Source organism: Leptospira haakeii (genome assembly GCF_002812045.1).
Classification (GTDB): domain Bacteria; phylum Spirochaetota; class Leptospiria; order Leptospirales; family Leptospiraceae; genus Leptospira_B; species Leptospira_B haakeii.
This window is the reverse complement of the sequence record NZ_NPEG01000003.1, coordinates 238,855-264,992: the sequence shown is the minus strand read 5'-3', so window position 1 is coordinate 264,992 and position 26,138 is coordinate 238,855. Positions and strand designations below refer to the sequence as shown.

The window sequence follows — 26,138 nt, the reverse complement described above, 5'->3', positions numbered from 1 at the left end:
CTCTGTGTGAAAAATTGAATGTATTTGAATTTCGTGGTTAGCCAGAAAGAGACGAGTGACTAATAAAAGACTTAGTATCAGAATCCGCAACAGGGATCGCAGCGAAAATCCGGCGATGCAGTAAGGAAATAATATAAAGTCCTAAGCACTTTTGGTGCTTCGCTGATTGTAGTGTAGAGCCCGGCCCGAGCGCAGCGAGCGGGTCGCTCGTAATCTCTCTCATTCAGGAAAGAAGCAATGCAAAAGCTCCAAAGAAGGAGAGTAAAAATAGACCGAGTAATATCCAACCAAGACCGCTTAAGAAAAATCGTAGGTCTTTAAGCGCGAATAGGATCTGTTCCGGGTCCTTCTCCTCCAAAGCCAAGGATTTACGAAAGGAAAGAGAAGCTCCGTAACCCAAGATTCCCAAGATAAAAAATAAAACCGCCGACACAGCTTGGATTACAATCTTCCCCGGGGCTTCCTTCAAAAAGGCGCCGAACGTTAAAATTCCAGAAAGTAAAAATAGAAGGAAGGAAATATTCCTTAGTACCGCTCTGAGTGAGTCCAGTTCCCTATGTTGTTCTCGGGAAATTTCATTAGATTCCATACTAATAGAATCGGCGAAAAAACGTCTTGAACCAGGAAGAACTAGATTTTTTATTCCAAGTATAGGGTGAACTAGAGAAATATATGAGCACAGAATCCCACATTGAATCCTGGACCAAATCCCCGTTTTCCCCCCAGGTGCAAAAAGAAGCGAAAGACATTCTGGATAGATACAAAAAGGGAGAAATCGGACTAGAGATCGAAGCTTTTACAGTTCCCTTAGAATTCGGAACCGGAGGAATGAGGGGAAGAATTGGAAACGGGATCGGTAGAATGAATGAGTTCACCGTTGGAAAAGCCGCCCTAGGTTTTTCCAGATACTTGGTCCAAAAAGCCAAAAAGCCGATCTTAGTAATCGCTTACGATTCCAGAAGAAGGTCCAGAGAATTTGCGGAGGTCACCGCTGGAGTAGCTGCATCTTTTGGGATCAAGGTAATCCTATTTTCGGAAGTAGCTCCTACACCTTTACTCTCTTACGCAGTCCGTTATTATAAGGCAACAGGTGGTGTTGTTTTAACTGCTTCTCATAATCCACCTGAATACAACGGATTTAAGGCTTATCTTTCTAAAGGAGAACAGCTCGCTCCTCCCGATGATAAAAAGATCATTTCTTTGATAGATAAAGTCCAAGATTGGAATGAGATCCCATTTCTTTCTTCCAAAGATGCAAAATATAAAAAGCTGGTGCAGAAGGCAGGAGAAGATTGTTTTTCTTCTTATTTGAAAGCGCTTAAAAAATCTGGGATCGTATCTACAAAGGTCACTCCTAAAGAAAGATCCCAAACCAAATTAGTATATTCTCCCCTGCATGGAACCGGCGGAAAATATATGAAGAAGCTACTACAAGACTTCGGCTATAAAAATGTGACTCTGGTTCCGGAACAAAAAGATCCGGATGGAGAATTTCCTACTGTTAAATTCCCGAACCCGGAAGAACCGGAAGCTCTGGAGATGAGTAAAAAACTTTCCGAAAAGATCGGAGCTCATGCATTTATAGCAACCGACCCTGACGCGGACAGACTTGGAATTGGGGTGAAAAATCCGAAAGGCGGATATACACTTCTAAATGGAAACCAGATCGGTTCCATTCTAGCTGCTTATTTAGCGGAGAAGGTTGGCTCCAAACCTAAAAAAGGCAAAAACCCGGTACTCGTAAAAACTGTAGTAACCACTGACTTGCAAGCTGAGATCGCAAAAAAAAATAAGATCGCTCTTAAAAACGTTCTAACAGGTTTCAAATTTATCGCAGAAGTCATGGGAAAACTGGATAAAAGCAAAACCCAGTATTTCCTATTCGGAGGAGAAGAATCCTACGGTTATCTACCAGTGGATTTTGTAAGAGATAAGGATAGTTTATCTTCTGCACTTCTACTTATGGAAGTTCTTTCCGAAAAAAAAGACCTTCTTTCTTATATGGATGATATATATTTAAAATATGGATTGTACCAAGAAAGTCTAAAGTCTTTAACCTTAGAAGGACTTGCTGGTAAAAAGAAAATCCAGGATTCTCTACAATCTTTACGCGACAACGATCTGATAGGAAAGCCCATCGGCAAAAGAAAGGTCACCGGATTTTTAGATTTCAAAAACAAAATCGCAAAAGGAAGCGCTTCTAAATCCGCGTTTTCTGGACTTCCCTCTTCTGATGTGATCCAATTAGAATTAGAAGACCAGGCAAAGTTGACCATCCGTCCTTCTGGGACTGAGCCGAAGATTAAAATTTATTCTTCTTTCAAAACTAGGACTTCTCCTAAGACCAAAACTGAGATCCCAAAACTCACCGAAAGTTTATTAGAAGAATTGAAAGAAACAGAGTCCTTATTTTTACAATTGGCGGGTTTATCATGAACGAAACTGCATCAGATTTTCAAACTACAAAAGAACTTACAGACAAGTATCTTCTAGACTTATTCAATCGTTACCCTGTAGCATTCCGTTACGGAGTGAACGAATTATTATTCGATCAAAACAATAAGCAGTACATTGACTTTTTAGCAGGAGTCGCAGTTACAAATCTGGGCCATAGTGATCCAGATATTATAGAAGCGATTCGTAACCAAATCGACAAACTAATGCATACTTCCAATTGGTTCTATTCGGAAGAAGCATCTCGTTTAGCGGAACTTCTTATCTTGAACACTTTTCCTGGAAAAGTATTTTTATGCAATTCCGGAACAGAAGCAATTGAGGCAGCATTCAAACTTGCAAGAGCATACGCTGAACAAAAGCAGATCCATGATCCTGTTATCATTTCTCTTCAGAAAAGTTTCCACGGTAGATCCGTTTCTGGGATCAGTTTAACCGGTCAGAAAAAACTTCATACAGGTTTCGGAAAACTTCTAGATGGAATCGAATTTGTTACTCCAAACAACGAGGAAGAACTCGTAGACGTATTCGAAAAATTTGCAGGTAGAGTGGTAGCATTCATCGCAGAACCAATCTTGGGTGAAAGTGGTATCATTCCACTCAATCACGGATATATGAATTTAGTGAGAGAATTGACCTTGGAAAACGAGGCACTTCTTATCTTAGATGAGATCCAAACTGGTTTCGGAAGAACGGGGACAATGTTTGCATTTGAGACTTACGGATTTTCTCCGGATGTAATGGCTCTTGCAAAAGGACTCGGCTCAGGATTTCCAATTGGAGCATTAGTAGTTGCCGAAAAATACCAGAACGTTTTAGCAAAGGGAACTCATGGAACCACTTACGGTGGAAATCATTTGGGTGCAGCAATCGCTTATGAAACGATCCGGATCATCCAAACGAGAGATATTCTTGCAAACGTAAACTCATGTTCAGAGATCGCATTCAGTCGTTTAAACCAGATGAAACAAAAGAATAAGATCATCAAAGAGATCAGAGGAAAAGGTCTTCATATTGGAGTGGAATTAACTGTTCCATCAAGACCGATCGCAGAACTCTGTTTAGAAAAAGGACTGATCGTAAATGCAACAGGAGACACTGTAATTCGTATCATGCCTCCACTTACTATCTCAGCTCAATATTTGAATGAGGGACTGGACATTCTTGAATCCGTCCTAGACGCACAGAAATAAAAAGGAAAACAATATTCTCTATGAAAAAAGTAGCCGTATTAGCAGGGGACGGAATCGGCCCCGAGGTCATGAAGGTGGCCCTATCCGTTCTTAAAAAAGCGCTCGGCTCCAAAGCCTCCGACTTCCAATTTACGGAAGCGCTTGTAGGAGGAATTGCAATCGACAAAACCGGAGGACCTCTTCCTCCGGAAACATTAAAACTTTGTGAAGAATCAGATGCGATACTATTCGGATCCGTTGGAGGTCCAAAATGGGAATCTCTTCCTCCGGAAAAACAACCGGAAAGAGGAGCACTTCTCCCACTCCGTAAACATTTCGATCTATTCGCAAATCTTAGACCGGCGATCATTTATCCTGAACTTAGAAATGCTTCTCCTATCAAACCTGAAATTATTGGAGAAGGTTTGGATATTCTGATCTTAAGAGAATTAACCTCTGGTATCTATTTCGGTCAGCCAAAAGGTAGAGAAGGAAACGGAGCAGAAGAATTCGCTTACGACACAATGAGATATTCTCGTAGAGAGATCGAAAGAGCAGCAAGAGTTGCCTTCGAAGCAGCAAGAAAAAGAAATAATAAGGTCACAAGCATTGATAAGGCGAACGTATTAACCACTTCGGTTTTTTGGAAAGAAGTGGTGATCGATCTGCACAAAAGAGAATTTTCCGACGTCCAATTATCCCATCTTTACGTGGACAATGCGGCGATGCAGCTAATCGTAAATCCGAAACAATTCGACGTAATCCTATGCGAGAATATGTTCGGGGATATTCTTTCCGACGAGGCTTCCATCATCACAGGTTCCATCGGAATGCTTCCTTCTGCTTCCCTTTCAGAATCCGGTTTCGGTCTATATGAGCCTTCCGGCGGGTCCGCTCCGGATATCGCAGGCAAGGGAATTGCAAACCCAATCGCCCAAATTTTGAGTGCTGCACTACTCTTACGTTATTCTTTCTCTATGGAAGAAGAAGCACAAAAGATAGAAACTGCGGTCCGTAAAGTGATTTCCGTAGGAAAACGTACCAGAGATATCGCCGAGAAAGGCGCCGAAATTTTGGGAACGGAAGAAATCGGAATAGAAATTGAGAAGGTTTTATAAAGCCTGGAATTGATTCGATGCTTGGAAATTTCATATTTTTACGTATATAAATACTGAAAGTATGAAACTTTCTGGAAATTTCTTGAATTAACGGGGACGGTGACTGGATGAAAGGCGGAGTAGCTCCATCAGGAAGACCTTATCAGGTAATCATTGCGGAAAATTCTAAATTCCAAGCCAAACAATTGGCACAGATCCTGGAATCCGAAGGTTACGAAGTGGTCGGTTTTGCGGAATCGGGCAAAGAACTCCTAAATATGTACAAGGACAACCGAAAGGTGGACCTGATTACATTAGACCTTCACCTCCCTGTGATAGACGGTTTTGCTGCCTTTCACGAAATGAAAGAAATGGGAGTTCTTCCCAGGGTAATCGTGATCACCGACGAAAACACTCCTGCGGTGATCAAGTCTCTGACTGATGACGGGATCATGGACTATTTAGTAAAACCTATCAAAAGAGAGAAGGTTTTAGAAAAAGCAAACGCTACCGTTCGCAAGACGATCAAAATCTGATCCTAAATTTTCTGATTTAGGATCCTATTCCAACCAGATACAATTTAAATTCCGACCGGTATCTCCCCTTCTATGACTGAAAAATTTAGAATTGGGAGACATGGTACAAACACCAGCAGTTTCCAAAAAAGGTTGGATTCCCAGACTTTTAATTCTATGAACTAAGAAGGTTTTTTGTTCTAAAAGAAACTTTCCGGGTTCTTCTAATTCTTTGAGAGAATTCGGAACTTCTTTCCTAAAAAGGGAAGCCACATCTTCTCCAACTTCATAGTGTTTGCCGGTCGCATAAGGTCCCAAATAAAAATGAACGAGTTCAGGATCTACTCCGTATCTTTTTTGCACAAGCGCCAAAGTTTTTTCTGTAATACCTGCAAGAGTACCTTTCCAACCTGAATGGATCACGCCAACGAGTGCCGGTCTTCCTGCCCAAAAGAAGATAGGCATACAATCTGCAGTCTTTACGACTAGGATCTTTTTAGGTTCGGTAGTAAATAGGGCATCCCCTGTAGGAATATCTGCACTGGGCGATCCGTTCGCTTCCAGGATAGTTATTCCATGCTCCTGATTCATAAAAAATACTTCGGCACCGGCGACTCCAGAAGCCTGAGCCACCCTTTCCCGGATAAAATTCGGATCGTTTGGATCTCCGGAAGCCTCTTTGTTTCCCAGGATTAGAAGTCTGAGGCTTCTTTTGTCTTCTAGAAAAAATCTATGATCGATCATACTTGACTTGGGGAAGTCCTGGTCTTGTATAGAAAAGAGAGGAAATATTTCGAGCCGTAAAACGGAACCGAAAGAGAATCCCGGAAAAAAATCCCATGTCCCAAACCCCTAAAGTAAAAATCTGTGGAATACGTAAAGTAGACGATCTAAAAGTTTGCGTGGAAGAAGGAGCCGATCTGATCGGGATCAATTTTGTTTCTTCCAGCCCAAGACTTGTTTCTCCTAAAGAAGCGGAAATCCTCATTACCTATTTATATACGTCTGTTCCTTCTTTTTTACGTCCGAAAATCGTATTCCTTTTTTATAAATCTTCAACCCAATATATAGAAACACTTTTAAAAAATTTAACCCACGACTATGTCCAATACGTTAGCGATGACTCCTTGGCTCCAGGCGAAACTTCTCCACTCTACCAGACCAAGGACTCAAGAATTCTTTCTTATCGTGTTAGAGGAAAAGTAAACGACGACTCTCTACATTTTTTAAATTCCGAATTATTGATATTAGATAGTTATAAATCAGATGCGGGTGGAGGAACTGGGGAAAGTTTTCCTTGGGACCAGGTCTCCGAAGTCCATAGGCCTTATCTACTCGCGGGAGGTTTAACTCCGGAGAATGTAGCAAAAGCTTTATCTCAAACAAAGGCATACGGAGTAGATGTAGCAAGTGGAGTAGAATTTTCTCCAGGAAATAAAGACCAGGAACTCATTCGGAAATTTATCAGAAATGCCAAACAATTCTCTTACAACGGAAACTAATTCTCCCGATCTGACAGAAGCTCTGGATACTCCTATGATGAGGCAGTATCTGGAGATCAAGTCCAAGTTCCCTGATTCTATTCTATTCTTTAGAATGGGGGATTTTTATGAGATGTTTTTGGAAGATGCAAAAATTGCCTCAAGCATATTAGACATTGCACTTACCAAAAGACAAAACTCAGTTCCTATGTGTGGTATCCCATTCCATAGCAAGGACGGATATATCTCCAGATTACTTTCTGCAGGAAAGAAAATAGCAGTCTGCGAACAGTCCAGACCGGAAGACGGAAATACAAAACTCATGACCAGGGATGTGGTGAGGATCATTACTCCCGGCACGGTAATCGAAGAACATTTACTTTCAGGTTTCCAAAACAATTATCTATGCGTATTGGTTCCCAAAGCCGCCTTGATCTTTGTTGGAATGGCTGACGTTTCTACCGGTGAAGTTTTACATTTTGCAGTTCCAATTTCGCGAACCCAAGTATTAGAATCAGAATTTGTAAAATTTAAACCGAGTGAGATTTGTGTATTCTCCCAAGATTTAGAAAGGATCAGGACCTGGCAGAATTTCGGAGAAAGAGAATTAACCGTCTTAGACGCGACTAAAATTGGATCGGAAAATTCTAACGATCCATTCCAAACGGTTACCAGAACATTAGAATATTATATTAGGGAAAATTATAGGGACGGGACTCTCACATTAAGAGAGCCCCGTATCTTACAAACAGGCTCCTATTTGGAGATGGACAGAGAAACCATCCTGAACCTGGAGCTGATCGAAAATGAAAAAGAAGATAAGGGCCATACATTATTTTCGGTCTTGAATTTTTGTAGTACGGCGAAAGGTAAAAGAGTTCTAAAACAAAGGATCTTATTCCCTGAAACGGATCCTGCCATTCTAAAATCCAGATGGGAAAAACAGGACATTATAAAAAAGATCCCTCTTGCCCATTTAACCCAAGCACTCAAAGACCTGGGAGATTTAGAAAGAATCCTAGGTAGATTTAGAGGAAATAAGGCTTATCCTAGAGATTTTAAGACAATCCTATCTTCTATCCAAACCTTGGATTCTTTGATCGGCCTACTTTCTCCTCTTGGGTATCCTATTTCCAAACCAGATAAATTGGATAAGCTTAAGGATTATATTGAAGGAAGGATCCATACGGAGGAACTTCCTGTTATATTAGGAAATGGTAAATTTCTAAAAGATGGTTTTGATAAAAACCTGGACCGAGCCCGAGAAGCCGGCTCCAAAGGTGCAGACTGGATCTTAGAATTAGAAACAGAAGAGAAGAAAAAAACAGGACTTTCCACACTTAAGATCAAATATAATAAGATCGTTGGTTATTTTATAGAGATCTCCCGTGTACAAGCAGAACAAGCTCCTAAAGAATATCTCAAAAAACAAACCCTGGTTACTTCCGAAAGATTTACCACTGCAAGATTAGAAGAGATAGAAAGAACAATTTTAGAAGCGGATGAGATCATCCAAAAAGTGGAGAAGGCCGAATTCGAAAAAATGGTCCAAACCGTTTTGGAATATTCTTCCGAACTTCTAGTCGTCTCCGAAGAATTCGGAGATTTAGACTTCCAAATATCCCTTTTAAAAGCAGAGGAAAAATTCGGCTGGATACGTCCTGAACTAAGTGACGATTCCAATTTAGAAATGAAATCTTCCAGACACCCGGTTGTAGAAGCAAGTCTTCCAGTAGGTGCAAAATTCACCCCGAATGATGTAGGTCTGGACGGAAAAGAAAACTCAATCGCTATCTTAACTGGTCCGAATATGGCAGGTAAGTCCACATTCATGAGGCAGATCGCAATCAACCAGATCTTATTCCAGATCGGTGGTAGTGTTGCCGCAGAAACTGCAAAACTTCCTATCTTGGACAAACTATTTACTCGTATTGGTGCAGGAGATAATCTGAATGCAGGAGAATCCACATTCTATGTGGAAATGAAAGAGACTGCAAATATTTTAAAGAACTGCACTTCTCAATCTCTATTACTTTTTGATGAAGTAGGAAGAGGAACTTCTACCTATGACGGGATGAGTATTGCTTGGGCGATTTTGGAATCTCTTTCCGAAATGTATCCAAGACCCAAGACAGTTTTTGCTACCCACTACCATGAACTAACTGAACTATCTAGGCTACCTGGAGTTTGGAATATTCATATGGAAACGGTGGAGAAGGATGATAAGGTAATTTTCCTAAGAAAAGTCAAACCTGGTAAGGCTAAAAAATCCTTCGGTATCTATGTGGCTCAACTTGCAGGAGTTCCTGATTCAGTGGTAAAACGTGCAGCTGAAATTCTCACAGATATGGAATCCAGAAAAAAAGAGATACGTATCCAAACCAGGGAACCTTCCCTATTCCAAGATATGAGCGCATCGAATGGAGACAGTCAATTCTGGCAGGATTTCAAAAAAGAGATCACAGATCTTCCGATTGATTCTATGACCCCTATCGAAGCTTTAAAACTTTTGGATGATTGGAAGAAAAGGATTAGTTCTCGAGGCTAATACATCGATCGTAGGAAGTCCAACGGCTATTTCGAGTGTCTTTGTTGGAGTTCCTGCCTACAATCAGCAGATTTTACTCTTCAAACAAATACAAAAGAACATCCATGGACGCGAAATCTATCCAATTGGAAATATTAGCCTTCAGGCCATCTTTCGCGTGAAAACCGATGCCGATCCCGGATGCTTCCAACATGAGTTGGTCGTTTGCACCGTCACCTACTGCTACAATATTCTCTCTTCCAATTTGAAACCTGGATTGTAGCTCCAAAAGAGAATCTCTTTTGATATTTTTATCGACTACGGTTCCGGAAACTGTTCCTAAAAGTTTATCCCCTGTTCTGTCCAGATAATTTGCACGGACTTCGTCAATGGAATATTCTTGTTTAAATCTTTCTAATATATCGGTGAATCCACCGCTGAAAACTGCTGTTTTCGCATTCTTATTCTTTAATCCCCGGAATAATTCAGGCACACCATGATTCGGATGTAATTTAAAGTATAACTCATCAAATACTGAAACTGGAAGATCTTTAAGATAAGAGCATCTTTTTTGAAGAGCTTCATGGAAGTTCAGGTTTCCTTCCATTGCTTCTTTTGTTACATGTGCTACTTCTTCATAGACACCTGCGTATCTCGCGAGTTCGTCTATAACTTCTTCCTGGATTAAAGTAGAATCCATATCGAAACAGAATAATGCACCGTTGTTTAAAAAGGAAGAGATTTGGATTAGATCAATTTTACGGAATCTTTGTAACTCTTGTCTCAAATAGACCAATTCTTCTCTCGGAAGTGAACGATCTGTTTTCCAAACATCACATACGAAATCTTTGGAAACCTCGGACCTTCTTTCAATAAACACAGGTTGTTTAAATCGATCGGAAAGTGTTTCGGATAATCTTTGGAGATCCGAATCGTTTTTAGGGCTAAAAAATAAGATCACTTATATTATTTAACGAAAGATTTAATTTTGCGAAGCCAGATGATATAGGCATCTCTATTGATATGGATCGGATCTTTTTTTCCTTCAAAGGAAAGTGCCAATTCTTCTCTGATGAAAGGGATCCCTTTCTGTCTAAACTCAGGCCAGATATCCAAAAATTGAACGTTCTGGTTTTCGTTAGCAATCCGTAAAAGCCAAGCATTTACGATAGGAGATACAGAATTTACATTTCGGCTTAAAACCGGAGGAATTCCAAGTATAAGCACCTTAGTATTTGGAAGATTCGTCCTGATCTTTTGGATCAGAAGTCTATGTGTTCCTTCGATATAATCCAGACATTTCCCATCCCGGATATCATTTCCGCCAATCTCAAGGATAATGGTAGAAGGTTTTAAATTCAGCACTGTGGAGTCCAAGCGCCCAAGGAGGAGCTCAGTCATGTCCCCCGCAATCCCTCGGTTGACAGACCCTGGGAAATCAGTTTGAATCAGATCCGGCGGAATAGCTGCAATCAGGCTATTTCCAACAAAAACGATATTCGCTTTTTTTAATTTTTCGTTCTCATTGGTGTAGAGTAAAACCGCTTCCTGATATAATTTCTGGTAGGTTTCCCAATGGTCAGAATCCTGGATACCGACCTTGTCCACACATTTGAAATCCGGATTATAATAATCGTAAATTACCCTGGGTTGAAAAACAGAACAAGAGATTAGGGAAAGAAGAAAAAAACAAATCCCTAATACTTTCATTTAACAAGTCCCTCTAAAACTCTCAGTTCTCGGAATCTTTCATATGAAATCGTTTATGCCAATCGGCGATCTGAGCCTGCAGATATTCTTCAGTGTCACAAATACGAAATTCAATTGGGTTGTTGGAAACTGTATCGATCAATTTGGCTTCAATATAGCCGTTTTTTAGTTTATTGATCTCTATTTTATATTTCATCCGACAATCTCCGTTATATCCAGGATTTTCACCCCTACCAGAGTTTCAATCTATTCCGAAATTAATCTTGGAAAACCACCGAGCCTGGGAATCTTCCCATACCAGGTCGGAAAATGCTATACGATTTTGGCTCGTAACCTAAAAAAACTATTTCAAAGATTTCCGATATTTGTAAAGTTCCGGGAAATTTTCAGGAGCATAAGGATGGTCTTTTCCTAGAGCAGATTCCCAATCAATTTCTTCTCCTACACCGGAAGAAAATTCAGGATAGAATCCTGAGTCTAAGATCATTCGGATCGTGTCTGCTGCATCGGAACCTTTTACGTTCAAATACCCGCTCGCAAACAAGGAATTCGCGGCGTATAATGCCATTCCTTGTAATCCTCTCAAATGCCCTTCTCTTCCAGCAGCGATACGAACTTCTGAGTCAGGGTTCACCAAACGACATGCGATCAGAGTTCTGAGGCAGAATTCTGGGGTTAAACTTTGAGGATTTTTAATCGCATGCCCTGCAACTGGGATGAAAAAATTCACGGGAATAGATATCACTTTTAGATTTTTGATCTCGTATATAACATCCGTTAGATCCCAAAGAGATTCTCCCATTCCAACAATAACACCGGAACACATCCCTACCCCTGCCTTCATCAAATGGGTAATTGTTTCTACTCTTTGTTCGTAGGTATGAGTGTCACAGATTTCTGGATAGTGTGCCTTAGAAGTATTCAGATTATGATTGTATCTATCTAGACCGGCAGCTTTTAAACGTTCCGCTTTTTCTCTATCGAGCAGACCAGCGGACAAACAGACTTTTAGTCCTAATTCTTTGCTGATCTTTTCAATAGTGAACGCCAGCTTTTCAGTAGCTAAAGAGTTAGGCCCAGTCCCAGCCGTTACCATGCAGAAACGGTAAGCACCATTCTCTTTAGCTTGTACCGCATCTTGAAAGATCTCCTCTGGAGATTTCATAGAATATTCTTGGACCCCGGAGCCAGCGTTCTTTCTTTGAGCGCAATAACCGCAGTCTTCTGGGCAGTGTCCGTTCTTAATATTGTCTAGAACATGAATACGGACTGTTTTACCGAAGTATTTTTCGCGGATTTTATATGCCTTGTCCAATGCCTCAGTTAATGGGATCTGACCGCTTAGAATTGCATGTGTTTCCTCCCGATCGATTATACTTGGCACCTCTGAAAATACTTTTTCTTCGGTGACTGGAGGAGTTTCTAGACTAAGTTTCATTCTGCCGATAGCTTCCGAGGCAGTGTTTTTCTTGGCAATCTATATTCGGTCTTAAAAACAGGCGTTCGTTAATCTTGGATTTTATAAGCGGAAAGACCTTCTCGGATCGCTTGGAAGACCTTATCCAAAGAAGATTTAGAAATATTATATGGAGGAGTGATATATATCACGTTTCCGAGTGGTCTCAGAATGACTCCCTTCTCTTGACAGATCCTGCGAAATTCCCTTGCGAATGGATTTACATAACCAGGTTGAACCTTTCCTGTAAAAAGTTCTCCTACGCCTACTGAACCTAACACTCTTGTGTTCTTGATCTTATCCGGAAATTCAGCTCTTAGTTTGGCCCAACCTTCTTCCAAATAAGACTCTAATTGTTTTACGTCTGCGAGCCTATTTTCTTCTTTATAAATTCTTAATGATGCAAGTGCAGAAGCACAACCAGGAGGATATCCGGTCATAGTATGCCCATGATAGAATGCCTTTATAGGTTCGGAGGATAAAAACTCTTTGTAAATTTCTTCCCTGACTAGGGTTACTGCTAAGGGTAGGATCCCTGCAGTCAGTCCTTTTGCAAGCGCCACCATATCGGGACGAATACCTGCTTTTTGGTAAGCGAAGTCTGCGCCTGTTCTTCCAAAGCCAGTAAATACCTCGTCCAAAAGAAGAAGTACATCATGACGCTCGGTAATCTCTCTAAGCCTTGTAAGAACGTTCGGTTTATGGAATAACATTCCGCCTGCACCAGCAATCAAAGGTTCCATTACGACTCCTACTACTTCTTCGGAATGGGCAGATAAATAGGCTTCTAATTCATCCAAACAATCTTCAGCGCAGGAATGTGGAGACTTGGAAACTGGACAATCATGGCAGGCAGGCGAAGGAAAATTTTTGGTCTGGAATAATAGGCTCTGAAATACTCTATTGAATACAGAGTCCCCTCCTACACTCATTGCACCGATTGTGTCTCCATGATATGAATAGGAGAAGTTGATAAATACCTTTTTCTTTTCTCTTCCTTGGTTCCTAAAATACTGAAGAGCGATCTTCAGCATGATTTCCAATGCAGTGGAACCGTTATCAGAATAGACTACTTTGCGAAAATTCCAATTAGTGAATTCTAAAAGTTCGTGAGCCAGCTCCAATGCAGGAGGATGTGTAAAACCTGCGAGAAGCACATGGTCCAAAGAATCTAACTGTTTTTTAACAGCTTCCACAAGTTTAGGATGGTTATGACCGTGAATACTCACCCACCAAGAGGAAATCGCATCTATATATTCTTTTCCATTTTCATCATATAGAAACTCTCCCTTTGCAGAAACTATCTTTAAAGGAGGATCGGAATCAAGTTGGATTGTGTACGGATGCCAGATCAAGGGAAAAGTAAGTCCGGGAGGATCCTATCTGGATCGAATTCATTTGCAACCTTATCTAAAAAATCTTTTCTAGACAATTTTCTTTCAGGAAGAAGAAATGTTCCCAAAAGTCCAATTTCTGCTGCTTCTATTATGGTTCTAATATTATCTGAACGAAGTGGGTTTTCGGGGCCTATAAAATAAACTCCTAAGACCTTGATCTCTCTTTTTCGGAGAGCCTCGATTGATAATAAAGTATGATTGATCGTCCCAAGTTCTGTAGAAGCAACTAGTACCAATGGAATTTTTGCCTGTTCTACTAGATCAACAGTAAAGTAATAGCGATTGAGAGGAACATATAGACCTCCGGCACCTTCTACCAATATTTTAGCATCCTTCACACTGAATAGATGTCTAGAAAGCTCATCTGTATCGACACTTGTATTTTCCATTTCAGAAGCTAAATGAGGAGAAGCAGGAAGTTCGAATGTATAATAATTTTTTAAAAAGTAAGACTCATTCAGTCCAGTAAGATTCATGATCTTCACTCTATCTGAATCAGCTCCTGTTTGGATTGGTTTGAGATATTTTAGACCAAGCTTTTCAGCATACTTTGCCATCACAAGAGAGCAGAAAAATGTTTTACCTACGTCGGTTCCAGTTCCAGTTACAAAGACGGACAAGCTTAATTCTCCTGAACCAATTGAACAAATTTTTCAAGTTCTTCTCTTTTTATCTTAGAATTGAGAGAAACTCTGATCCTGGAGGTATCCACTGTTGGAGGTCGGATCGCTTTTGCTTGGAATCCATTTTGGTTTAGACGAGAAGAAAGTTGTAATGCTTCTTCTTCTGAACCTAATAATATTGGTATGATTTGCGTATTAGAATTTCCTGTATCTCTTCCTATCTGATGGAGAGAAGCGCGGAAAAATTCTGAATTTTCAATTAATCTTCTTCTTTCATCATCCATCTGTCTTGCGAGTCGAATTGCAACCCTACCTGCATAAGCAATCGCAGGAAGCGGACCTGTGGAGAACACAAATGTCCGTGCAGAATGGAGTAAATATTTTCTGGCGTCCTTGGTTGTAGAAATAACCGCACCTTCTAAACCTAATGCTTTTCCTAAGGTAGACATTCTAAAATCTATTTCGGAAACTCTGGAAATGTTTTCTTCTAGGGAAACTCCGGCTCCTTCTTTCCCGAAAAGTCCGATTGCATGAGCCTCATCTATATATAAAAGTGCTCCATATTTTTCCTTCAGATCTATTAATGCGGCTATATCCGTTTTGTCTCCGTCCATACTGAATACGGATTCGGTGACGATCATCTTATGTTTGGCGCCGGAATGTTTTTTTAATAAGTCTTCCAGGTCATTTAGATCGGAATGTTTATAATATACTTTTTTAGCCCCGGAGAGACGGACTCCATCCATTAAAGAAGCATGATTTTTACGATCGCAAAAGATTATATAGGAAGGATCCGCAATACAAGAAATCGCTCCTAAATTTGCAGAGTAACCATTCGCGAAGAAAAGAGAATCTTCAGATTTCACCCAATTCGAAAAATCATTTTCTAACTCTTCAAACACTGTTCTATGGCCCCGGACCAAACGGCTAGCAGTAGAACCTGCACCGTAGATATCGATTCCTTCTTTTAGAGCTTGAATGATTTCAGGATGAGTAGAAAGCCCCAGATAATCGTTGGAGCAGAGGTCCAGGCCAGAAGGAGGATCCAAAGTTCGGATCCTATTCTGAGATTCTAACCTGGAAAAGAAGGCAGGAAGCTCCGAAAAGAAAGGAAGTTTCGTGGATGGAGTTTCCTGCACAGGATTTCCGTAGGGATTATAACATCCCTTTTACTTCGTCTCTTTCCGACTTGAGTTCGTCATGAGTGATATTGAATTTCTCTTTTGCAAAGTCATTCAATTCTAATCCTTTAACGATCTCAACTTTAGTTCCATCGGATTTAACAGGGTATCCGAAGATCAGTCCCTTATCCGCACCGTAAGATCCGTCAGAAGTTACAGCAACACTGAACCAATCTCCTGCTGGGGTAGGAGTGATGATCTGACGAACAGTATCAACAACTCCATTAGCAGCAGACGCAGCAGAAGAAGCCCCTCTTGCTTTAATGATCTCTGCTCCACGTTGTTGAACATTCTTAATAAAATCGCCTTTTAACCAGTCGTGATCTTTGATCACATCAGTTGCGATTTTTCCACCGATCTTAGCGTTATAGAAGTCAGGGTATTGAGTAGAAGAGTGATTTCCCCAGATCGCAAGATTCGTTACATCTTTTACTAAATTTCCAGACTTGATCGCAAGTTGGGATTTAGCGCGGTTCTCATCCAGCTTGGTCATTGCAAACCAACGATCTGTAGGAACTCCTTTCGCGTTATTCATAGCGATAAGGCAGTTTGTATTACAAGGGTTACCGACAACTAAAACCCTTACGTCGGAAGCAGCGTTCTTCTCGATTGCTTTTCCTTGGTTTACGAAAATTCCACCGTTAATTTTAAGAAGGTCGCTTCTTTCCATTCCAGCTTTTCTTGGAACGGAACCTACAAGTAGCGCCCAATTGATATCTTTAAAAGCAACATCTAGATCCGCGGAAACACTTACTTTTTGCAAAAGAGGAAAGGCGCAGTCTTCTAATTCCATGATCACACCTTTAGCAGCAGGAAGAGCCGCTTCCAGTTCTAACATTTGGATCTCTACAGGAGTGTCCGCTCCGAACATTTGACCAGATGCGATCCTAAATAATAAAGAATACCCGATCTGCCCAGCGGCACCCGTAACTGCTACCTTAACTGTTTTTGCCATTTGAAACTCCTAACTTTTTATATACTAGAGCTTAGTTATTTTTTAGCTCTTCGTCGATGATCTTTGTGAAATTTTGGATCGGCATATTGCCTTCCACTAAAATACCGTTAATGAAGAATGCAGGGGTTCCGTTTACTCCGTAACTTTGTCCTGCTTGCATATCTGCTTCGATCTCGCCTTTGATCTTATCTTCGTCGGCGATACAACGATTGAATGCTCCCATATCTAAACCAGCTTGCTGAGCCAGTTTGATTACATTCCCTTTTTCTAATTTTCTTCCGTTTTCAAAAAGAAGACTATTGTACTGCCAGTATTTTCCCTGAGGGATCGCACAATTTGCAGCAACGTGAGCAAACATTGCGTTTCTATGGAAGTCCATAGGAAAGTCCCTAAAGACCCATTTGATCTTATCTTTATATTGTTCTCTAAGAGCCTTAGTAGTGGTCTGACTCATCGCACAATAAGGGCATTCAAAATCGGAAAATTCTACGATAGTAACTTTTGCGTCTGCAGGTCCAAGAGTTGGATTTTCACTAGCATCGATCGCTACTCTTGTCGGAGGAGGAAGTTCTGGTCCGATAATCTCGGTATTATATTCTTCTCTCATTCTTCCGAAGAAAGATTGTCTTTCTCTATCAGCTTGTACTGCCTTTAAATATTTTACGATCTCTCCTTGGACTGCAGCTAAAGGTTTTCCTTTTAAGCCAGGCTCGTCTTTGAATTGATTATAAGCCGCGACAACTTCGTCTTGAACGGGTTCATACCCTCTTCCAAACTTAGTAAGCTCTTCAACAGGAATTCCCTTAGCAGCTGCTTCCTTTTTCAAAATCTCTTGAGAAGCAAGTTGCGAGAACATCCTGTACATCTGCTGATTATTTTCCTGAAGATACTTACGATAAGCGGATGGGTTATCTTTTTTTATATCAGAGATAGTATAGAACCCGAAAGTCCCAACTCTCATATAATGTTCAGGGATAGACAGTTTTACAATAATAGCGATAGATATTAGAACATAACCTAAAAAGATCCAAGGAAGTACCTCCTTGAATTTCGGACCGAAAACGCGGTCTAAGAGAGTGGAAGAAGTTTCTTCAGACATAATATCCTTACCAAAGGGAGAAAAGCTCCCCTACCAGCCAATTTAGAAAGCTGAGTATGGGAGGCAAACGAATAATTCGAGGGGTGAAAAAGGCAGAAATCGATCCAAGTCCATAGGAAAAAAAACCTTCAAATTCCGGCTTATATAGGAATTATTTCGAAAAAAAATTAAGCAAGCGATCGGATTTCCGATAGGAATTAATAGGAACCTGAAAACGGAGGTTTAGGTTTATGAACGTAAATGGTATACATTCGGGACAGTATCCGGCGACCTGGTCTCCGGTGCAGAGAGAAACTAAACCCGAACTAGAACCAGTCGGAGATGTATTGGATATCCAAGCTGCCGATTGGAAAGGAATCAAACTGAAAAACGATCCCAAAGGGGATGAATTGGTAATGAAACCAACCCCGGTAAGTGCAGAAGAAAGAATGAGCCAAGTGATCAGTCCGGAGCAAATGAAAGATCTTTTATCTATGATCGTAAGCTCCAGATTCAGTTCTGTCTCAGAAACGAAAACCGGTCGCGGTAAAATTGATTTAAAAGGTTAAATTTGGCTTTCGAGTTAGGTCTTGTATTTTCTCCCAAGCTGGATTTAGCCTTAGGCGTCCTGACACTCATTGCAGTTTCAGGGATGGGATTCTTTTTTTATTGGGAAGTATTACGCCCATATGCGGCCAAAACACGCCCAGGCCAAATGGACCCACCGGAAGAAGGAGACACCTTCGAAATCGTAGTCCCGGAAAGTACACGTATTTATAGATTTTCCATAGGCCAAGTCTACGGAGACATACCTACCCTTTGCAAATCCATCCAAGACGATCACTTAGTATTCGTATTAAAAAAAGGAAAAGATACGGAAGATTATGATATTCTAATCAATCGTTCCGGCCCTGCAATTATGAAACCTCCTCGTATGCAGTACTTTTCCAAAATGGAATCTCAAGAAAAATTAGAAAGCCACGAGATCATAGGACAAACTGCATCATTTAGGATCTCCGATAAGATCATCAAAGATCGTATGACCCAATATTTCGAGATTGGGATTACCTCTAACTTTTTTGTGAATAAGCTTGGAAAAGAAAGAATGAGATTCGTATTCTCAGTCCAGAAGATCCATCCTGGGCTTGCTACCCGATCGAGAGATAAAAAAGGACTATACTCATTCGGAAAAGAAAGATCTTCGGAAGAAGATTAAGATATCTTTTTAAAATGGATTTTAGCTCCGGTTGTATCTGGAGAAAGACGCACAAACCTGCAAGTTATCCCAGATTTTTCGGAAAATTGTTTTGTAAGTTCAGAGAATTTTTTCTCCAATCTTTTAGAGTCCTTTCTTCTAGTATATACAAGAACTGCAGGACCACTTCCAGAAAGAGAAATACCAATGGCAGATTTTTCAATTTCTTGGACCAAAGGTAAAAGAGGAAATTCAGAATTCATTCTATAAGGAGTATGGATCTTATCTTCCAATGCTCTTTTTAGAAGTCCAGGCTCTCCAGATTCTAAAAATTCCCACCAAGTAGACATTCTACTCAAATTAAAAATAATATCAGAAATTGGATAGGTATCCGGAAGACATTTCCTAGAATGATTTGTCGAGATCTCCAATTCAGGAATGAGAAAGAAACAATGTACATTCTTAGGGAATTTTCTTTTAAAATAATAAAGTTTATCTTCCGCAAAATAAGAGAAAACAAATCCGCCTAAATAAGCAGGAGTTGTATTATCGGGATGACCTTCTAATAATGCGAGTTGGTATAAAAACTCTGCTTCACTCGGAAGTTTTGTATCCGGAAAATATTTTTCTTGAGCGAATCTTGCGGCAGAAAATCCGGCAACCACTGCGCTCGCACTAGAACCCAAACCGCCCTTTAAAGGAAGTCCCAGTTCCATGGTCACAGAATAAGGAATGGGAGAAGAGGACGACTTGGTCTGGGAAGATACAAATACCGAAAAATATGTTTTATACGATTGTAAAACTAGATCCTCATCATCTGTAAAGACTGGAGCAGAAGGACCTTTGATCTTCCGAGTGAACTCTGAAGTTTTTCCGAATTCAAAACTGAACTCGTTATAAATTTGGAATGCCAATCCCAATAGATCGAAACCAGAACCTAAATTAGCGGAAGTTCCTGGGACCTTAATTTGGAATTTGTATTTTGGAGTGCTCATGGAAGCGAGTATCCGGATTTTCTGCCATCTTTTGGGAAATTCTCCGATCGTCATTTGCTTTTCTAAAATAGAAAGAATTCTGATTTGCGCTCAACTTCGCGAAAGAAAGAATGCTCGCGTATGCATTTTGCTTGGTCCGATGCTCTGGTTTTATTTTTCTATTTTGGGATCGTTCTTTATTCCGGTTATAAATCCGGACGTAATAGTTCAGAATCCAAGGAATTCTTCTTAGCGAACAGATCTCTTTCTTGGGTTCCACTTTCACTTTCCATTGTAGCGACGGAAACCTCTGCATTGACCTTTCTTTCCGTTCCTGGAATCGCTTATTCAGGAAACTTTACATTCTTACAGGTTGTGTTCGGATATATTTTAGGAAGGACAGTCGTTGCATTAGTTCTTATCCCACTCACCTATCACCATAATTTTCTTTCCGTTTACGAATGGGTCGGCACCAGATTTGGAAGAAAATCCCAAAAAACAATGTCAGGTCTATTTTCTGTTACCAGGGTTTTAGGAGATGGTGTCCGGCTTTATGCATCCACTCTTCCAGTCGCTATGTTATTAGAATTAGGCCTTCCTAAAATTTTACCCTATTCGTTTAGTCAATACTCGATTGGGGTTTGGACCTTAGCAATCGTCACCTTGATCACAGTTTTATATACGATGCAAGGCGGATTCAGATCAGTTGTCTGGGTGGACACATTACAATATTTTGTATATGTATTCGGAGGAGTATTCGCACTCGTTTTGCTCTATCAATCAAATCCAGAACCTTTAACAGTCATCTCTTCCGCTTGGCAAGGAAACAAACTGAAATTCCTAGAATGGGAAAACACTTCTGCGACTTACTTTATGCCTTGGGCTGTGCTCGGAGGAGCCTTGCTTAGTTTAGGGACCCACGGAGCGGACCAAATGTTTATCCAAAGGTCTCTTGCTGCCAGAAACGTAAAAGACGCTCAAAAGGCAATGATCGGTTCCGGAATTGCGGTTTTCTTCCAAATGATACTATTTTTGGGAATCGGGACTTTCTTATTTTATAAGTTCAATGGACAAACAATCGCTCAAGACAAGGTATTTTCCAAATTTCTAATAGAAGAAGTTCCAGCTCCGTTTTTAGGACTCCTACTTTCCGGGATATTGGCATCTACAATGTCCACATTATCCAGTTCTATAAACTCACTATCTTTAACTGCGAAAGCGGATTTCGGCTGGAATTTAGGAGGACAAAAGTTATCTTCCGTTTTCTTCGGGATCTTACTTTTCTTTAGTTCCTTCTTCTTTTTCTCCCTTCCCGAAACTTACACAAAAGGTCTTTTAGAATTAGGACTCAAGATTTCTTCCTTTACAGTGGGTTCTATGGTGGCTGTATTCTTAACAGAAGTGATCCCATTCTTAAGAAAAAGAATTATTGTTTCTGATCTGGGATTGGCATTAGCCTTGGCCGGTTCTATCCTGGTGACTGGAATTTCAGGAACAGTGAAGAACTACAATTTTACAGTTCTTGTTCCACTTGGAATGATCTTGTTCTGGACTTTTGCATTCCTTTCAGGATTTATTTTCCTGAACTCTAAACGACAGAATCCATAAAAGCGGTCAGTATCTTACGATATTCCTCCGCTTTGGTAAAATGGATATAATGATCTCCACCTGGAATTGTTTCAAATTTCGCGTTCGGGAAATATTCTAAACATACAATCTTATCGCTTGTATGAAAATATTCCGAATCGCCACCTATGATAAATATCACTTTTCCAGAATATTGTTTGTCCGCCCCGGAAAATTCCGCCTGAAACATATTTTTAGAATGAGAGATCGCATCCACATTCAGTTTCCAACGATATTGCCCGGTTTCTGTTCTATCCAGGTTCATTAGTAAAAAATTTCGGATAAATGGATTTGTAACGAACCCAGAAGTAGCAGAATCAATTTCTTGTCTATTTTTAAAGGTGGAAAGATCCGTTCTTAAAACTGCAAGCTCCCCTTCGTATTTAAATTCATAGTCTCTAGGAGCTATATCTTGAATGATCAGATCTTCTACCTTTTCAGGATGCCTAAGCGCGAATGTCATTGCGACTAAGCCCCCCATGGAATGACCAAGTAGAATTACTTTATCAAGTTTATGATCTTCTATAAATTCTTTTATATCTTCTGCCATTAAACTCAAAGAATGTTCCGGAGAATGCGGGGAATCTCCGTGGTTTCTGAGATCCAAACTATATACTTTGGAATAAGAGCTTAAAAAATCGGAAACACTTACCCAGTTTTTGGAAGAACCGAACAGTCCATGTAATATTAAGATAGGAGTAGTTAACTTTGCGGTTTCTTTGGGTGGATATTCTTTAAAGAAAAGTTTCACTTCTTTAAACATTCCTCTTCTATCACTTTCAGTTTAGAATAGAACTTCTTTCCATACCTAGAAGGAAGTTCCTGTACTTTATTTCTGAAATTTTTAAGACCTGATTCTTTAGGAAGTTTAGTATCACAAACCAAGGTTTCTTTATCCTTGGAAAAATGAAGTAGTCGTTTCTCTAAGTGAGTAGAGAAGATGGGAGCATAGTTCCCATTGGGTTGCAAAAGTAGATATTTTAGTCTGCGGTTTTCTTCATCCTGCAAAACGCAAATCGGATCTCTTCCGCATCTGATCTCGGGTGTGTATTTTACAGCTAAGTAAGCTGCAAAATCTCCAGGTTTAGAATTTGGATAAGCCTCTGCTACTTTCCAAAAAGTTTCTGGTCTGACTTTTAATTTAGAACCTTCTGGCGCATTGGATAATGTATCTGTCCAATTTCCTGTTTTGGAATATACTGCAAGCTCAGTTGGATTATTTTTTAAAAGGTCTTCTAACTTTTGTCTAGATTTGGATCTGTATTCAGGAGATTGTAAAACTTCTGAGTATCTTTGTAATACCACTAACCTACGGATTTTCAGGAATAAATACTCGTTTCCTTGGAAGATGGGACCTTCTTCTATTTTTGTTAAATAGGTAAAAACGGATTCTAACTCATTCGGTCCAGAATCTTGGTATAGAAGTTTTTCGATCGCCTTTGTGATTACAGGATAACTTCCCTTACTTCCCATTCTAAATAAAGCACGGGAATCCACCCAACCGGTAAGCCCATCTTTGTCTGTGAGTAATTGGAATTTGGAATCTGCTTCTTTTTGATTTTCAGAAGATAGAATCTCACCGAAGGAAAGTTTGCGTAATACTTCCGATTTTTTTTCCGGGAACAGATAAAGTTCTGTCCCCGGATCCAAAACGATGTACTGCTTTCTGCCTTGAGCAGAAATGGAGAATGTACATGTCGCGATCAGTATTAGATATACTAACCGACGTAAATACATTCTTTTAACGGGAGAAATCCTTTACCATTTCGGAAATTCTTGAGACACCTTTTTTGATATCTTCTTCTCCCATCGCATAAGATAGACGAAGTGCATTATCGTCTCCGAATGCAATCCCTGGAACCGCAGCTACTTTATACTTATCCAAAAGATGAGCACAGAATAATTTACTCTTGCTTGTCTCTGAACTTGCAGATTGTAGTTTTTTGAAACCGTCAGTCTCATACACTCCAGTTAGGTAAGGGAATACATAGAATGCACCTTGAGGGACATTCACTTCTACGCCTGGAATCTCGTTTAAAAGTCCTACGATTAGGTCCCTTCTCTTTTGGAAAGCTTTGGCCATTTCAGCTACACATGTTTGGTCTCCAATTAGTGCAGCTTCTGCGGCAGCTTGGGAGATAGAAGAAGGATTGGATGTAGACTGACTTTGAATAGTATCCATGTTCTGGATAATATGTAAAGGCCCAGCTCCGTAACCAATTCTCCAACCAGTCATGGAGTATGCTTTGGACACACCGTTCGCAATAAATGTAAGTTCTTTCAATTCAGGTGAAAGCATTGCCAGATTCGAAAATTGGAATCCGTCAAAAACGATACTCTCATAGATATCGTCGCTTAAAACCATAACCTTATGTTTTAAGATCACTTCTCCGATCGCTTCCAATTCCTTTCTTGAATATGCTGAACCAGTTGGGTTAGAAGGAGAATTCAAAACCACTACCTTTGTTTTAGGTGTGATTGCTTTCTCTAATTGTGCAGGAGAAATTCTGAAATTGTCCGCTTTGCTTGTAGGAACAATGACCGGCTTACCTTCTGCTAGACGTACTATATCCGCGTAGCTTACCCAATAAGGAGCCGGGATCACAACCTCGTCTCCTGGATTTAAGGTAGCTAAGAAGAAATTATAGATAACCTGCTTTCCGCCTGTTCCTACAATGATCTGGTTTCTGGAATATTCCAGTCCATTATCTCTTTTGAATTTAGTGATGATTGCATCTCTGAGTTCCACCGTACCGGAAACGGCAGTGTAACGGGTCATTCCCTTATCGATCGCTTTTTTAGCAGCCTCTTTAATATGGGCCGGTGTTTCGAAGTCAGGTTCTCCTGCTCCGAAACTTACGATATCTTCGCCTTTCTTTTTTAGTTCTGCCGCCTTAGCGCTGATTGCTAGGGTGGGTGAAGGCTCGACTACCTCCAGCCTTCTTGCGTTCCATTCCATTTAGACCTCTTTTTTATTATGCTCCGACTTTTTCTTCGAGGGATTCTCTGAATTGGTCAAGAGTGTATATTTCGTATTCGTAACCTTGTTCCGTAAGGAAAAGTTGTCTGTTCTGACCGAATCTTTCTTCGTTCGTATCTCTCGAGATCAAAGAATAGAAAACTGCAGTATTATCCTCACCTTTTGGTCTTAAGATCCGGCCCAAACGTTGTGCCTCTTCCTGACGAGAACCGAAGGTTCCTGAAACCTGGATTGCAATATTCGCATCCGGTAAGTCAATGGAGAAGTTTGCAACCTTACTAACGACTAGTGACTTGATCCTACCCGATCTGAACGCATCGTATAATTCCTGTCTTTCTCCCAAAGGAGTTTTTCCTGTGATTAGAGGAATTTTGAAAGTTTTGGAGATCTCTTCCAACTGATTGATGTACTGTCCGATCACAAGTAGATGAGACTCGGAGTGTTTTTTCATGATCATTCCGATCGCTTTCAATTTCTCCGGATTTTCAGATGCCAAGCGGAACTTCTCTCTATCGTCTGCGATAGAATATCTCATCCTAAGATCATCTTCCATGGAAACACGGATCTCTTTACATTTTGCTTCCGCGATCCAGGATTTGCTTTCCAATTCCTTCCATGGCACATCATACTTTTTAGGCCCGATCAAACTGAATACGTCCTCTTCCAGTCCGTCTTCTCGGACTAGAGTTGCAGTGAGTCCCAATCTTCTTTTTGCCTGTAATTCGGAAGTCATTCTGAACACAGGAGCAGGAAGTAAGTGAACCTCGTCATAAACGATTAGTCCCCAGTTATTTGCGCTGAATAGATGGAAGTGGGTGAAATCTCCACCTTTCTTCTTTCTATGTGTGAGAATATTATAAGTAGCGATTGTGATCGGTTTGATCTCTTTCACTTCTCCGGAATATTCCCCGATATCAGATTCAGGAATATCAGTTTTGTCTAAAATTTCGTTTTTCCACTGACGGATAGAAAGTGTGTTTGTGACTAGGATCAGAGTTTCTGCTCCTACGATCTGCATCACACCTATACCTACGATCGTTTTACCGGCACCGCAGGGAAGAACCACCACTCCGGATCCACCTTCGTTCCCACCACCCGCATGGAATACTTCCACAGAGGCTCTTTGATAGTCTCTCATTCCGAACTTTCTACCTGATTTGGTAGTAGGCCTTAGGTTAAATCCGTATTTGTTTCCTTCGTCGTAACCTGCAAGGTCTTCGACTGGGAAACCGATCTTGATCAGAGCCTGTTTAATATGACCTCTGAATTCTTTTTTGATATAGATCTTATCGTTCTCAGTCTTTTCAATATAAGGCTGGACTGCTCTATGATTTGAGATCTCTTGTAAAAATCCTTTTTCATTGGAGATGATACAAAGATCTCCATTCTCTTCCTTGACTAATTTTACTTTTCCGTATCTTCCGATCTGTTCTTTGATCTCATTGACTACGTTTTTCGGAACCGAATATCTAGAATATTTTTCCAAACATTCTACGATCTCATCTGCGCTCATTTTGATAGATGCAGCATTCCACAAGGAAAGAGGAGAAATTCTATAAGTGTGTAGGTATTCCGGACTTTTTTCTAATTCCGCGAATTTAGCTACGACCAGCTGGCAGGCTTCGAATTCAGGATTGTCCACCTCTAAAAGCATAGTCTTATCACTTTGTACGATTAACGGTTTACTCACGGCGTGGAATCTCCCCTAAAACTTAGA

The 26,138-nt window shown here is 40.4% G+C and carries 25 protein-coding genes; 9 read left to right on the top strand and 16 right to left on the bottom strand.

Features of this window, described 5'->3' with window-relative positions; translation table 11 throughout:
- Positions 1–223 precede the first annotated feature (223 nt).
- Complete coding sequence (locus CH377_RS08905; protein WP_100723465.1) at positions 224–589, bottom strand: hypothetical protein; 366 nt, start codon at positions 587–589, stop codon at positions 224–226.
- Between the two features lie 83 nt (positions 590–672).
- On the opposite strand from CH377_RS08905, the gene CH377_RS08900 reads away from it, so the two are divergent.
- The 4 genes from CH377_RS08900 to CH377_RS08885 all read left to right on the top strand — a co-directional run bounded on the left by CH377_RS08900 (position 673) and on the right by CH377_RS08885 (position 5,259).
- The gene (locus CH377_RS08900; protein WP_100723464.1) at positions 673–2,436 is read left to right on the top strand and encodes a phospho-sugar mutase; all 1,764 of its coding nucleotides are present in this window, start codon (positions 673–675) and stop codon (positions 2,434–2,436) included.
- Positions 2,433–3,647: an aspartate aminotransferase family protein gene (locus CH377_RS08895; RefSeq protein WP_100723463.1), complete on the top strand. Its 1,215-nt coding sequence runs from the start codon at positions 2,433–2,435 to the stop codon at positions 3,645–3,647. Before CH377_RS08900 ends, CH377_RS08895 begins: the two co-directional genes overlap by 4 nt.
- Before the next feature lie 20 nt (positions 3,648–3,667).
- Positions 3,668–4,744 (top strand): 3-isopropylmalate dehydrogenase, encoded by a 1,077-nt coding sequence (gene leuB / locus CH377_RS08890; RefSeq protein WP_100723462.1) that lies wholly within the window; start codon positions 3,668–3,670, stop codon positions 4,742–4,744.
- Between the two features lie 107 nt (positions 4,745–4,851).
- Positions 4,852–5,259, top strand: coding sequence for a response regulator (locus CH377_RS08885; protein WP_100710094.1), 408 nt, complete (start codon positions 4,852–4,854; stop codon positions 5,257–5,259).
- Positions 5,260–5,283: 24 nt separating this feature from the next.
- Here CH377_RS08885 and CH377_RS08880 read toward each other — a convergent pair whose 3' ends face one another.
- On the bottom strand, positions 5,284–5,982 hold the full coding sequence (locus tag CH377_RS08880; RefSeq protein WP_100723461.1) for a purine nucleoside phosphorylase YfiH/LACC1 family protein: 699 nt from the start codon (positions 5,980–5,982) through the stop codon (positions 5,284–5,286).
- A gap of 95 nt (positions 5,983–6,077) precedes the next feature.
- Here CH377_RS08880 and CH377_RS08875 point away from each other — a divergent pair, with 95 nt between their 5' ends.
- Both CH377_RS08875 and mutS read left to right on the top strand, forming a co-directional pair.
- Positions 6,078–6,740, top strand: coding sequence for a phosphoribosylanthranilate isomerase (locus CH377_RS08875; RefSeq protein WP_100723460.1), 663 nt, complete (start codon positions 6,078–6,080; stop codon positions 6,738–6,740).
- Entirely contained in the window at positions 6,709–9,267 is a 2,559-nt protein-coding gene (gene mutS, locus CH377_RS08870; RefSeq protein ID WP_100723459.1) for a DNA mismatch repair protein MutS, read from the top strand. The genes CH377_RS08875 and mutS overlap by 32 nt, the downstream gene beginning before the upstream one ends.
- Positions 9,268–9,340: 73 nt before the next feature.
- On the opposite strand, the gene serB is transcribed toward mutS, so the two are convergent.
- The 9 genes from serB to CH377_RS08830 all read right to left on the bottom strand — a co-directional run bounded on the left by serB (position 9,341) and on the right by CH377_RS08830 (position 17,667).
- Positions 9,341–10,126 carry a phosphoserine phosphatase SerB gene (serB, locus tag CH377_RS08865; protein ID WP_243402095.1) on the bottom strand — a complete coding sequence of 262 codons (786 nt, stop codon included), beginning with the start codon at positions 10,124–10,126 and terminating at the stop codon, positions 9,341–9,343.
- Between the two features lie 86 nt (positions 10,127–10,212).
- Positions 10,213–10,956: a GDSL-type esterase/lipase family protein gene (locus CH377_RS08860; RefSeq protein WP_100723457.1), complete on the bottom strand. Its 744-nt coding sequence runs from the start codon at positions 10,954–10,956 to the stop codon at positions 10,213–10,215.
- 22 nt (positions 10,957–10,978) lie between these two features.
- Complete coding sequence (locus tag CH377_RS19695) at positions 10,979–11,152, bottom strand: hypothetical protein (RefSeq protein WP_165780245.1); 174 nt, start codon at positions 11,150–11,152, stop codon at positions 10,979–10,981.
- A gap of 147 nt (positions 11,153–11,299) precedes the next feature.
- Positions 11,300–12,394 (bottom strand): biotin synthase BioB, encoded by a 1,095-nt coding sequence (gene bioB, locus CH377_RS08855; RefSeq protein WP_100723456.1) that lies wholly within the window; start codon positions 12,392–12,394, stop codon positions 11,300–11,302.
- 68 nt (positions 12,395–12,462) lie between these two features.
- Positions 12,463–13,767, bottom strand: a complete 1,305-nt coding sequence (gene bioA, locus CH377_RS08850; protein WP_100723455.1) for an adenosylmethionine--8-amino-7-oxononanoate transaminase — start codon at positions 13,765–13,767, stop codon at positions 12,463–12,465.
- Entirely contained in the window at positions 13,764–14,429 is a 666-nt protein-coding gene (bioD, locus tag CH377_RS08845) for a dethiobiotin synthase (protein ID WP_100723454.1), read from the bottom strand. Before bioD ends, bioA begins: the two co-directional genes overlap by 4 nt.
- Before the next feature lie 2 nt (positions 14,430–14,431).
- Positions 14,432–15,571 (bottom strand): aminotransferase class I/II-fold pyridoxal phosphate-dependent enzyme, encoded by a 1,140-nt coding sequence (locus tag CH377_RS08840; protein ID WP_100723453.1) that lies wholly within the window; start codon positions 15,569–15,571, stop codon positions 14,432–14,434.
- A 16-nt stretch (positions 15,572–15,587) separates the two neighbouring features.
- Positions 15,588–16,568: a malate dehydrogenase gene (locus tag CH377_RS08835; RefSeq protein WP_100723452.1), complete on the bottom strand. Its 981-nt coding sequence runs from the start codon at positions 16,566–16,568 to the stop codon at positions 15,588–15,590.
- A 31-nt stretch (positions 16,569–16,599) separates the two neighbouring features.
- Positions 16,600–17,667 (bottom strand): DsbA family protein, encoded by a 1,068-nt coding sequence (locus tag CH377_RS08830; RefSeq protein WP_100723451.1) that lies wholly within the window; start codon positions 17,665–17,667, stop codon positions 16,600–16,602.
- A 230-nt stretch (positions 17,668–17,897) separates the two neighbouring features.
- On the opposite strand from CH377_RS08830, the gene CH377_RS08825 reads away from it, so the two are divergent.
- Positions 17,898–18,215: a hypothetical protein gene (locus CH377_RS08825; RefSeq protein WP_100723450.1), complete on the top strand. Its 318-nt coding sequence runs from the start codon at positions 17,898–17,900 to the stop codon at positions 18,213–18,215.
- Between the two features lie 2 nt (positions 18,216–18,217).
- Complete coding sequence (locus CH377_RS08820; RefSeq protein WP_100723449.1) at positions 18,218–18,862, top strand: hypothetical protein; 645 nt, start codon at positions 18,218–18,220, stop codon at positions 18,860–18,862.
- Here CH377_RS08820 and thrB read toward each other — a convergent pair.
- Entirely contained in the window at positions 18,859–19,836 is a 978-nt protein-coding gene (gene thrB, locus CH377_RS08815) for a homoserine kinase (protein ID WP_100723476.1), read from the bottom strand. The genes CH377_RS08820 and thrB overlap by 4 nt on opposite strands.
- Before the next feature lie 120 nt (positions 19,837–19,956).
- Between thrB and CH377_RS08810 the strand changes: the two genes are divergently transcribed.
- A complete protein-coding gene (locus CH377_RS08810) occupies positions 19,957–21,423 on the top strand; it encodes a sodium:solute symporter family transporter (RefSeq protein ID WP_100723448.1) in 1,467 nt (488 codons plus the stop codon).
- Here the strand turns inward: CH377_RS08810 and CH377_RS08805 are convergent.
- The 4 genes from CH377_RS08805 to CH377_RS08790 are packed head-to-tail and all read right to left on the bottom strand — an operon-like array spanning position 21,404 to position 26,111.
- On the bottom strand, positions 21,404–22,204 hold the full coding sequence (locus CH377_RS08805; protein ID WP_100723447.1) for an alpha/beta fold hydrolase: 801 nt from the start codon (positions 22,202–22,204) through the stop codon (positions 21,404–21,406). The genes CH377_RS08810 and CH377_RS08805 overlap by 20 nt on opposite strands.
- Positions 22,189–23,178 (bottom strand): hypothetical protein, encoded by a 990-nt coding sequence (locus CH377_RS08800; protein WP_100723446.1) that lies wholly within the window; start codon positions 23,176–23,178, stop codon positions 22,189–22,191. Before CH377_RS08800 ends, CH377_RS08805 begins: the two co-directional genes overlap by 16 nt.
- A 4-nt stretch (positions 23,179–23,182) precedes the next feature.
- The gene (locus CH377_RS08795; protein ID WP_100723445.1) at positions 23,183–24,400 is read right to left on the bottom strand and encodes a pyridoxal phosphate-dependent aminotransferase; all 1,218 of its coding nucleotides are present in this window, start codon (positions 24,398–24,400) and stop codon (positions 23,183–23,185) included.
- A 16-nt stretch (positions 24,401–24,416) separates the two neighbouring features.
- On the bottom strand, positions 24,417–26,111 hold the full coding sequence (locus CH377_RS08790) for a DNA repair helicase XPB (RefSeq protein ID WP_100723444.1): 1,695 nt from the start codon (positions 26,109–26,111) through the stop codon (positions 24,417–24,419).
- Between the last annotated feature and the right edge of the window lie 27 nt (positions 26,112–26,138).

Coding starts and splice junctions, on each gene's coding strand:
- CH377_RS08810 (WP_100723448.1), top strand. CDS start 19,957: ATGCATTTTGCTTGGTCCGATGCTCTGGTTTTATTTTTCTATTTTGGG.
- mutS (WP_100723459.1), top strand. CDS start 6,709: ATGCCAAACAATTCTCTTACAACGGAAACTAATTCTCCCGATCTGACA.
- CH377_RS08835 (WP_100723452.1), bottom strand. CDS start 16,568: ATGGCAAAAACAGTTAAGGTAGCAGTTACGGGTGCCGCTGGGCAGATC.
- CH377_RS08895 (WP_100723463.1), top strand. CDS start 2,433: ATGAACGAAACTGCATCAGATTTTCAAACTACAAAAGAACTTACAGAC.
- CH377_RS08875 (WP_100723460.1), top strand. CDS start 6,078: ATGTCCCAAACCCCTAAAGTAAAAATCTGTGGAATACGTAAAGTAGAC.
- CH377_RS08805 (WP_100723447.1), bottom strand. CDS start 22,204: ATGTTTAAAGAAGTGAAACTTTTCTTTAAAGAATATCCACCCAAAGAA.
- CH377_RS08795 (WP_100723445.1), bottom strand. CDS start 24,400: ATGGAATGGAACGCAAGAAGGCTGGAGGTAGTCGAGCCTTCACCCACC.
- CH377_RS08860 (WP_100723457.1), bottom strand. CDS start 10,956: ATGAAAGTATTAGGGATTTGTTTTTTTCTTCTTTCCCTAATCTCTTGT.
- CH377_RS08905 (WP_100723465.1), bottom strand. CDS start 589: ATGGAATCTAATGAAATTTCCCGAGAACAACATAGGGAACTGGACTCA.
- CH377_RS08800 (WP_100723446.1), bottom strand. CDS start 23,178: ATGTATTTACGTCGGTTAGTATATCTAATACTGATCGCGACATGTACA.
- bioB (WP_100723456.1), bottom strand. CDS start 12,394: ATGAAACTTAGTCTAGAAACTCCTCCAGTCACCGAAGAAAAAGTATTT.
- CH377_RS08880 (WP_100723461.1), bottom strand. CDS start 5,982: ATGATCGATCATAGATTTTTTCTAGAAGACAAAAGAAGCCTCAGACTT.
- thrB (WP_100723476.1), bottom strand. CDS start 19,836: ATGAGCACTCCAAAATACAAATTCCAAATTAAGGTCCCAGGAACTTCC.
- CH377_RS19695 (WP_165780245.1), bottom strand. CDS start 11,152: ATGAAATATAAAATAGAGATCAATAAACTAAAAAACGGCTATATTGAA.
- CH377_RS08885 (WP_100710094.1), top strand. CDS start 4,852: ATGAAAGGCGGAGTAGCTCCATCAGGAAGACCTTATCAGGTAATCATT.
- CH377_RS08825 (WP_100723450.1), top strand. CDS start 17,898: ATGAACGTAAATGGTATACATTCGGGACAGTATCCGGCGACCTGGTCT.
- CH377_RS08900 (WP_100723464.1), top strand. CDS start 673: ATGAGCACAGAATCCCACATTGAATCCTGGACCAAATCCCCGTTTTCC.
- leuB (WP_100723462.1), top strand. CDS start 3,668: ATGAAAAAAGTAGCCGTATTAGCAGGGGACGGAATCGGCCCCGAGGTC.
- CH377_RS08830 (WP_100723451.1), bottom strand. CDS start 17,667: ATGTCTGAAGAAACTTCTTCCACTCTCTTAGACCGCGTTTTCGGTCCG.